The following is a 6,262-nucleotide window of genomic DNA, read 5'->3' as shown; positions in this document are numbered from 1 at the left end:
CGCTCACGGCGCGGCGGCACGCGAACGGCGCCGCCGCGGCACGACGACCGGCCCACCGCCCGTCACGAGGGCGGAGGTGGGCGGGTCGTGCGTGCCGCGACGGCGCCGCGTGCGTGCGTCGCCGCGCTGCGGTCACCCGCGTGACGGTGTGCGGACCGGTACGTCGTGCCGGCCGGACGCCGTCAGCGCTCGTCGTCCCCCGGGGACCAGGGGTCCCAGCTCCTGGGGTCGTCGTCGTCCGTGCTGACAGCGCTGCGGCGGCTGTCCGTGACGACATCGTTGCGGCTGCGCGACGTGAGCTCCTGCTCGAGAGCCCGGTAGTTGGTGTCCGGGCTGAAGTACTTCAGCTCCCGGGCGACCTTCGTCTGCTTTGCCTTCTGACGGCCGCGCCCCATGGCATCGACCCCCTCTAACGTGGAAGCGGGGCGGCTCCGTGCTCACACGTGCGGCCCCGGGTGCTGTTGAGTCTCTTCGTGTGGCAACGGTACATGCTCGCGATCCATTCCGACCACCTGCGGGGGCGTCGCGGGCGTCACGTGCTCGCGGCGGGCGCGGGCGCGGGGAGCCGCCGGTGGCTCCGGGCCGCCGGGGCGAGCCGTCGTGGGCCGTGGCCCGCGGGTGTGGCGTCGTGGCACCGGGTCGTGGTGGTGGCGAGGCGGCGCCGCGGGGCCGTGGCGGTCCGGCCGTCCGTGCGACGGCGTCTCGCGTCCCATCTACTGATACGCATGAGTAACTCGGACGCGGCCGACCGGGTGAAACGCAGCACAAGCGTGCACCCGAAGGGCTGAACGGGCCGTGCCGGGCGGGTGATCACGGTCGGACGGGGCCGACCAGGGGTGCATCCGCCCTGCTCAGGCGCGGTTCGAGGGCTCCCGGTGGGCCGCCGGCCGCCGGCCGTGCTGCGTCGGCCTACGCCGAGGGCAGAAAGTGGCCCCCGGGGGTGGCTGTCCGGATTGGGCCGGTTTACGCTGATCACACGGCGCCGGGACGGCGTCGGAGGGAGGTGGGAGGCGGCGTTCGGCCGCTCGTGGTGGCGCCCGCGTTGTGTCCGGGAGTGCCGCATGTGTCAGATTCGTCCATGCTGAAGATCGGGCTGGTACGCGAGCTCGACACGGTCCAACCGGCGGGAGACCTCGCCGCACGGCCGCACCGATAGAGGAGGAATCCATGTCCGCCGCACATTCGCCAGAGTCGGAGACCCTGCTCACGCCGTCGGAGGTCGCGACCCTCTTCCGGGTCGACCCCAAGACGGTCACCCGCTGGGCCAAGTCCGGCAAGCTCTCCTCCATCCGGACGCTCGGCGGTCACCGCCGGTACCGGGAGTCCGAGGTCCGGGACCTGCTCAACGGCGTCCCGCAGCCTCGCCAGACGGCCTGACCGCCGACCGTCCCCGACGTCGTCGGAGCACGCGCACCGCGGGGGAGTGCGTGGGTCGGCAGGACGGGGGACGGCCGCCGGGACGGTGTCCCGGGCAGTGACGGGCCGTGCACACGTGCAGGGAGCGGTGAAGGCCGCGTCGGCAGCAGCCGGCGCGGCCTTCGTCGTCCCGGGGCGACGGCGTCGGTCCGAGGCGGGGCGCTCGGCTTCTCGGCCGCCCGGCTTCCCGGCAGTCCGGTCGCACGGCGGTCCGGCCGCACGACGGTGCTCGAGGGCGTCAGGAGGGGCCGTGGCGCACGACGAGGGCCGCCGGCGTGCGCCGGCGGCCCTCGGGTCGTGCGGGGCGCTGGACGGCTCGCTACCGGACGATCTTGCGTACCACGCCGACGACGACGAGCACCGTGACGGCACCCGCCACGGCGAGGACCGTGCGCGCGCGCGACCGGTCCTCCGGGAGCGCGGCGGCGTCGGTCGCGTCGAAGACGAGCCGCTTGCCGTCGGCGACGAGCTTGTCCTTCTGCACCCGCGGGTCGAGGCGCTCGGCGAGCGCGTCGACCGTGGAGGCCAGCTGGGTCCGCGTCACCGCGACCTCGGCCTCCAGCTCCGTGATCTTCGGCGTGCTGATCTTCGCCGCCTCGTCGTCGCTCATCCTGCGAACCCCTTCTTCACGGCCTCGACGTCCTCGTGCACGTTCTCGACGGCGCGCTCGGGCGTGGGCGGCACGCCCTTCTGCAGGCGCTTGACGCCCAGCAGCGCCAGCACGCCCGTCACCGCCAGCAGCACGACCGTGACGATGAGGGCCGCGAGCCAGGCGTCGACGACGTTCGCGAGCGCGATGATGATCGTCGCCAGCAGCGTGCCGAACGCGTACAGCCCGAGCACGCCCGCGGCGGCGAGGAGGCCCGCGCCGATGCCCGCCTGCTTGGCCTTCGCGGCCATCTCCGCCTTGGCGAGGTCGATCTCGGCGCGCACCAGGCGCGAGGCCTGCTCGCTGAGGTCGCTGACCAGCTGGCCGAGGGACCGGTGGTCCTGCGGTGCGTCGGGGCGTGTGTCGCTCGCCCACCCGGAGTGCGTGACCATCTCCACGACCTTCCTGCGATGTGCCCCCGCGGGGCGGGGTCTGCGGAGCACTCAGTCTGCCGGTGCACCGGCCGTCGCGCGAGGTCAGCGGCCCGCGGTGCCGTCGGGGCGGCGCGGGCGCGCGGTCGGTCCGCGGTCCGCCCGCGTCAGTCGGCCCAGGGGTGCACCAGGTCGCCGGCCGGGTGCGTCGCGGTCGGCACGGGGATGAGCGGGCCGGTGAGGTGGGTGCCGGCGGCGGTGGGACGGGTGCCCGGGGCCGGCGGTCGGGGCTGGGGGCGGTCGGGGGTCGTCGTCGTCACGGGACGGTCCTTCGTGGGGGGGACTCGGTGCGACCCACGGTAGGAGCGGCAGGACGCGTCCGGGCGGGACGTCGGTCCCGATCCGGACGGACGGCACGAGGCGGCACGGAGGGCCGCGGTGCGGAAGGGCGGCGACGAGGGCCGCGGTGCGCGAGGGCGGCGAGGGCCGCGGTGTGAGGCCGGCGGGGGCGATCCGGTCCCGGGCAGAGCGACGGCCCCGGCGGGCGTCCCGCGGGGCCGTCTGAGGTGGCTCCGACCGGCGTCGATCCGGTGACCTTTCGATTTTCAGTCGAACGCTCTACCAACTGAGCTACAGAGCCTCGATGCGAGAGCGCCGGTCCGAAGACCGGCCCTCGCAGCGACCCCGACGGGACTTGAACCCGCGACCTCCGCCGTGACAGGGCGGCGCGCTAACCAACTGCGCTACGGGGCCTTGAAGCGGCCGTGACCGCTGCAAAACCTACTACCTTGCTACCTACTACCTTGCTGATCCTGCTCTCGCAGGGTCCGTACCCCCAACGGGATTCGAACCCGTGCTACCGCCGTGAAAGGGCGGGGTCCTAGGCCGCTAGACGATGAGGGCGTTGTCCGCCCCGGACGTCGAGGCGTCGGAAGACCGGTGATAACCATACGTGGTCGTCGGCCCGATCGCCAAAACGCCTCCTGGCGCGCACGCCGCTGCCCCGCCACCTGCCCCGCCACCTGCCCCGCCACCTGCCCCGCCACCTGCCCCGGGACCCGGCCCGGCGGGGGAGGATGGGCGCGTGGTCGACATGACGCGCGAGGAGTTCGAGGACGCGGTGCGCGACGCCCTCGACGAGATCCCGGCCGAGCTCGCGGCGATGATGGACAACGTCGTCGTGCTCGTCGAGGACGACGCCCCCGCCGACGACCCCGAGCTGCTCGGCCTGTACGAGGGCACCCCGCTGACCGAGCGCGGCGAGTTCTGGGCCGCCGGCTCGCTGCCCGACCGCATCACGATCTACCGGCACCCGACCCTCGCGCTGTGCGCCGACCGCGACGAGGTCGTCGAGGAGGTCGCCGTCACGGTCGTGCACGAGGTCGCGCACCACTTCGGCATCGACGACGACCGCCTGCACGCGCTCGGCTGGGGCTGACGCGCGTCCGGCCCGACGCGGGGGCGGCGGGCACGACGGGACCGCGGCCACGGCGCGACCGGGGGGCACGCGTGCGCCCCGGGACGCGAGGGGGCGTCCCGGGGCGCACCGGCCCGTGGGCCGGTCGGCCGACGTCGGTCGGCCGACGTCGGTCAGCTGGTGAGGAGCCGCAGGCCGTAGGCCGAGAGGATCTCGTTGACCGGCTGGAAGTACGTCGTGCCGCCGGTCCGGCAGTTGCCGCTGCCGCCGGAGGTGACGCCCTGCGCCTGGTTGCCCGCCAGCAGCGAGCCGCCCGAGTCGCCCGGCTCGGCGCAGACGTTGGTGCGGATCAGGCCGGACACGGTGCCCTGCGCGTAGCGCACCGAGGTGTTGTAGGCCTGCACCGTGCCGCAGCGCCAGCCCGTCGTGCTGCCCGAGCGGCAGACGTAGGCGCCCACGGCCGCCTGCTGCGAGCCCTTGACCGCCACGCGGCCGCCCGAGTAGTTGTTCACGGCGCCGACGGGCGTGTTGCCGGACGCGGTCTGCACCCAGGCGTAGTCGTTGCCGGGGAACGACGAGCCGCGGAACGTGCCCGACGGGCTGGTGGTGCTCGCACCGGTGCGGCCGCAGTGGCCGGCGGTGACGAAGCCGCCCTGGACGGCGAACCCGACGGAGCAGCGGCTGCTGTTGTTGATGTAGTACGCGTTGCCGCCGACCACGTCGATGAACGTGCTGGGCGCCACGGCGGTCGTGGCGAGCTGCACCGCGTCGGCGGGCACGCCGGCGGAGGCGACGAGCGCCGCGGCGGCCGCCGTGTCCTGGCCGACGGCCTCGACGACGACCTTGTTGGTCCGCACGTCGACGTACCAGGTGGCGACGTCGGCGGGCAGGCCGGCGGCGTCGAGCCGCGCACCGACGGCCTCGAGGTCGCTCAGGGACCGGGTGGCGGCGACGGCGGTGACGCCCTTCGCGACCGGGCCCTTGACGCGCTGCGGCGCGGTGGTGGCGACGTGCACGGTTCCGGCGGCCGGGTCGACCCACGCGCCGGCGTAGGTGCTGCCCAGCGACTGGGACAGGGTGCGGACGCGCGTGGCCGCGTCCGTCTGGAAGGTGAGCCGCTGGACGGCCTTCTCGCGCGGGACGCCGAGGTCGCGCTCCATCGCGTCGAGCATCTCGGCGGGGACGTCGGCGGACGCGTCGGCCGCGGCGGGCGCCGCCGCGGGGGCGGGCGTCGCGCTGCTGCCGGCGGCGAGCGGGCCGAGCAGCAGGGTCAGCGCGGCGGCGCCGGAGAGCGCGACGCGCCGGGTGCGGGTCATGGTCATGGGGGACTGCCTCTCGTCGGTGGGAGCCGTGCAGTCACCGTACGGCGTGACCGCCGTCATGGATACATCCCGCCTGGGTCATACCGCCTGTGCGTCGGTCGGCACCGCGGCGAGCCCGCGTCCGCCCGCCGCGGCGGCGAGGCCGTCCGCACGGGCGGCCCGCGCGGCGGCGAGCAGCCGGGCGCGCAGGCCCTCGGGGGCGGCGTCGTGCACGGCGAGCCACGTCGACCACAGCAGCGGGCGCCCGCGCAGAGCGACGGCGCGGACGCCGTCCGGCGGGCTGCCGAACGGCTGCGCGAGGCCCACGCCGGCCCCGGCGCGCACGAGCTCGACGCCCGCGGACCGCTCGCACTCGCTGGGCGCGTGCGGCGCGAAGCCGGCGCGCGAGCAGGCGGCGACGAAGCACGACGCGAAGCAGCTGTCGCCGGGCGCCTTGAGCCAGCGCTCGTCGGCGAACGCGGCGAGGTCGGCCTCGTCGGCGCTCGGGTGGTCCGACGGCACGAGGACCTGGACCGCGTCGGTGCCGACCAGCCGCCAGTGCACGCCCGGCGCGGCCGGCGGCAGGGCGTCGGCGCAGAGCCCGACGAGCAGGACGTCGTGCGCGCCCTCCGCCAGGTCGGTCGCGGCGGCGGCCGCGGACCAGCCCGTGCGCAGCAGGGTCTGCCCGTCGCAGCCGCCGTCGACGCGGCGTGCGAACGCCGCGGCGAGCGCCGACCCGACGACGGCGACGCGGAGGCCGTCGGGCACCTCGCCGCACCGGGCGACGCGGTGCGCGTCGAGCACGAGCGCGTCCATGGCCGGCAGCAGGGTGCGGGCGCGCTCGAGGACGAGCGTGCCGAGCGGCGTGGGGCGCACGCCGCGGTGGTCCCGCACGAAGACCGGACCGCCGAGGGCCCGGTCGATGCGGGAGAGCTGGGCGCTGAGCGCCGGTTGGGCGAGGCCGAGGGCGGCCGCCGCCTTCGTCACGCTGCCGTGCTCGGCGACCGTGGCGACCATGCGCAGGTGACGCACCTCGAGGTCCATGACGTCCGAGGGTAGGTCGCGCCGGGCGCACCTGTCACGACCGGGTTGCACTCCCGTCGCCACC

General features: G+C 75.5%; 8 protein-coding genes and 3 tRNA genes. 2 read left to right on the top strand and 9 right to left on the bottom strand.

Annotated features, from left to right (window positions below; translation table 11 throughout):
• Positions 1-182: 182 nt before the first annotated feature.
• Complete coding sequence (locus ACFUMH_RS09760; RefSeq protein ID WP_378204027.1) at positions 183-395, bottom strand: DUF3073 domain-containing protein; 213 nt, start codon at positions 393-395, stop codon at positions 183-185.
• A 772-nt stretch (positions 396-1,167) separates the two neighbouring features.
• On the opposite strand from ACFUMH_RS09760, the gene ACFUMH_RS09755 reads away from it, so the two are divergent.
• Positions 1,168-1,377: a BldC family transcriptional regulator gene (locus ACFUMH_RS09755; protein WP_136518173.1), complete on the top strand. Its 210-nt coding sequence runs from the start codon at positions 1,168-1,170 to the stop codon at positions 1,375-1,377.
• 358 nt (positions 1,378-1,735) lie between these two features.
• Here ACFUMH_RS09755 and ACFUMH_RS09750 read toward each other — a convergent pair whose 3' ends face one another.
• The 6 genes from ACFUMH_RS09750 to ACFUMH_RS09725 all read right to left on the bottom strand — a co-directional run bounded on the left by ACFUMH_RS09750 (position 1,736) and on the right by ACFUMH_RS09725 (position 3,339).
• Entirely contained in the window at positions 1,736-2,026 is a 291-nt protein-coding gene (locus ACFUMH_RS09750; protein WP_378204024.1) for a DUF3618 domain-containing protein, read from the bottom strand.
• Entirely contained in the window at positions 2,023-2,457 is a 435-nt protein-coding gene (locus tag ACFUMH_RS09745) for a phage holin family protein (protein ID WP_378204021.1), read from the bottom strand. Before ACFUMH_RS09745 ends, ACFUMH_RS09750 begins: the two co-directional genes overlap by 4 nt.
• A gap of 146 nt (positions 2,458-2,603) precedes the next feature.
• Entirely contained in the window at positions 2,604-2,756 is a 153-nt protein-coding gene (locus tag ACFUMH_RS09740; protein ID WP_378204018.1) for a hypothetical protein, read from the bottom strand.
• Between the two features lie 247 nt (positions 2,757-3,003).
• Positions 3,004-3,076: transfer RNA gene (locus tag ACFUMH_RS09735), tRNA-Phe, on the bottom strand.
• A gap of 39 nt (positions 3,077-3,115) precedes the next feature.
• A tRNA-Asp gene (locus ACFUMH_RS09730) sits at positions 3,116-3,189 on the bottom strand.
• A 77-nt stretch (positions 3,190-3,266) separates the two neighbouring features.
• Positions 3,267-3,339: transfer RNA gene (locus ACFUMH_RS09725), tRNA-Glu, on the bottom strand.
• A gap of 190 nt (positions 3,340-3,529) precedes the next feature.
• Here ACFUMH_RS09725 and ACFUMH_RS09720 point away from each other — a divergent pair.
• The gene (locus ACFUMH_RS09720; protein ID WP_378204030.1) at positions 3,530-3,874 is read left to right on the top strand and encodes a metallopeptidase family protein; all 345 of its coding nucleotides are present in this window, start codon (positions 3,530-3,532) and stop codon (positions 3,872-3,874) included.
• Positions 3,875-4,026: 152 nt separating this feature from the next.
• On the opposite strand, the gene ACFUMH_RS09715 is transcribed toward ACFUMH_RS09720, so the two are convergent.
• Together ACFUMH_RS09715 and ACFUMH_RS09710 are read right to left on the bottom strand one after the other, a co-directional pair.
• The gene (locus ACFUMH_RS09715) at positions 4,027-5,175 is read right to left on the bottom strand and encodes a S1 family peptidase (protein WP_378204016.1); all 1,149 of its coding nucleotides are present in this window, start codon (positions 5,173-5,175) and stop codon (positions 4,027-4,029) included.
• Between the two features lie 78 nt (positions 5,176-5,253).
• The gene (locus ACFUMH_RS09710; RefSeq protein ID WP_378204013.1) at positions 5,254-6,198 is read right to left on the bottom strand and encodes a LysR family transcriptional regulator; all 945 of its coding nucleotides are present in this window, start codon (positions 6,196-6,198) and stop codon (positions 5,254-5,256) included.
• Positions 6,199-6,262 lie beyond the last annotated feature (64 nt).

Source organism: Cellulomonas sp. NPDC057328 (genome assembly GCF_042667215.1).
GTDB lineage: Bacteria > Actinomycetota > Actinomycetes > Actinomycetales > Cellulomonadaceae > Cellulomonas.
This window is presented reverse-complemented; position numbering and strand designations above follow the sequence as displayed.

What these genes read in the sequence shown, in the direction of transcription:
- ACFUMH_RS09760 (WP_378204027.1), bottom strand. Translation starts at nt 395, where the DNA reads ATGGGGCGCGGCCGTCAGAAGGCAAAGCAGACGAAGGTCGCCCGGGAG.
- ACFUMH_RS09755 (WP_136518173.1), top strand. Translation starts at nt 1,168, where the DNA reads ATGTCCGCCGCACATTCGCCAGAGTCGGAGACCCTGCTCACGCCGTCG.
- ACFUMH_RS09750 (WP_378204024.1), bottom strand. Translation starts at nt 2,026, where the DNA reads ATGAGCGACGACGAGGCGGCGAAGATCAGCACGCCGAAGATCACGGAG.
- ACFUMH_RS09745 (WP_378204021.1), bottom strand. Translation starts at nt 2,457, where the DNA reads ATGGTCACGCACTCCGGGTGGGCGAGCGACACACGCCCCGACGCACCG.
- ACFUMH_RS09720 (WP_378204030.1), top strand. Translation starts at nt 3,530, where the DNA reads ATGACGCGCGAGGAGTTCGAGGACGCGGTGCGCGACGCCCTCGACGAG.
- ACFUMH_RS09715 (WP_378204016.1), bottom strand. Translation starts at nt 5,175, where the DNA reads ATGACCATGACCCGCACCCGGCGCGTCGCGCTCTCCGGCGCCGCCGCG.
- ACFUMH_RS09710 (WP_378204013.1), bottom strand. Translation starts at nt 6,198, where the DNA reads ATGGACCTCGAGGTGCGTCACCTGCGCATGGTCGCCACGGTCGCCGAG.